Here is a 965-nt window from a genome sequence, read left to right as displayed (position 1 = left end):
GCCCAGGTCGGTACCATCTCGGCCAATGGCGACGAGGAGATCGGCAAGTATCTGGCCGAAGCGATGGAGAAGGTCGGCAACGAAGGTGTCATTACCGTCGAGGAAGCCAAGACTGCCGAGACCGACCTGGAAGTCGTCGAAGGTATGCAGTTCGACCGCGGTTATCTGTCGCCCTACTTCGTGACCAATCAGGACAAGATGCGGGTCGAGCTCGAAGAGCCTTATATCCTCATCCATGAAAAGAAGCTCTCCAACCTTCAGTCTTTGCTGCCGGTGCTGGAAGCCGTGGTGAAGTCGGGCAAGCCTCTGCTGATCATTGCTGAAGACGTTGAAGGTGAGGCCCTCGCAACGCTCGTCGTCAACAAGCTGCGCGGCGGCCTGAAAATCGCTGCCGTCAAGGCGCCGGGCTTCGGTGATCGCCGCAAGGCTATGCTCGAAGACATCGCTATCCTCACGGGCGGTACTGTCATCGCCGAAGACGTCGGCATAAAGCTGGAGAACGTCACGCTAGACATGCTCGGCCGCGCCAAGAAGGTAGCGATCGAGAAGGAGAACACGACGATCATCGACGGCGTTGGCTCCAAGGCCGAGATCGACGGACGTGTGGCCCAGATCCGCGCCCAGATCGAGGAGACCACCTCCGACTATGACCACGAAAAGCTGCAGGAGCGTCTCGCCAAACTCGCGGGCGGTGTCGCCGTCATCCGCGTCGGCGGCTCCACCGAAGTCGAGGTGAAAGAGAAGAAGGACCGCGTCGATGACGCCCTTCACGCAACGCGCGCAGCCGTCGAAGAAGGCATTTTGCCTGGTGGTGGCGTAGCATTGCTGCGTGCTGTCAAGGCGTTGGACGGTCTCCCGACTGCCAATGACGATCAGCGGGTTGGCATCGACATCGTCCGCCGGGCGATCGAGGCACCTGTGCGTCAGATCGCTGAGAATGCCGGCGCCGAAGGCTCGATTATCGT

The 965-nt window shown here is 60.3% G+C and carries 1 protein-coding gene; it reads left to right on the top strand.

Annotated features, from left to right (window positions below):
* Positions 1 to 965: chaperonin GroEL (gene groEL / locus JZX87_RS31015; protein ID WP_206829652.1), on the top strand; the 965-nt coding region annotated here is incomplete at both ends.

This window comes from Agrobacterium sp. Ap1 (assembly GCF_017313375.1).
GTDB classification, from domain to species: Bacteria; Pseudomonadota; Alphaproteobacteria; order Rhizobiales; family Rhizobiaceae; genus Neorhizobium; species Neorhizobium cellulosilyticum.
The sequence above is the reverse complement of the archived record's forward strand: the minus strand, read 5'-3'. Positions and strand labels throughout refer to the sequence as shown.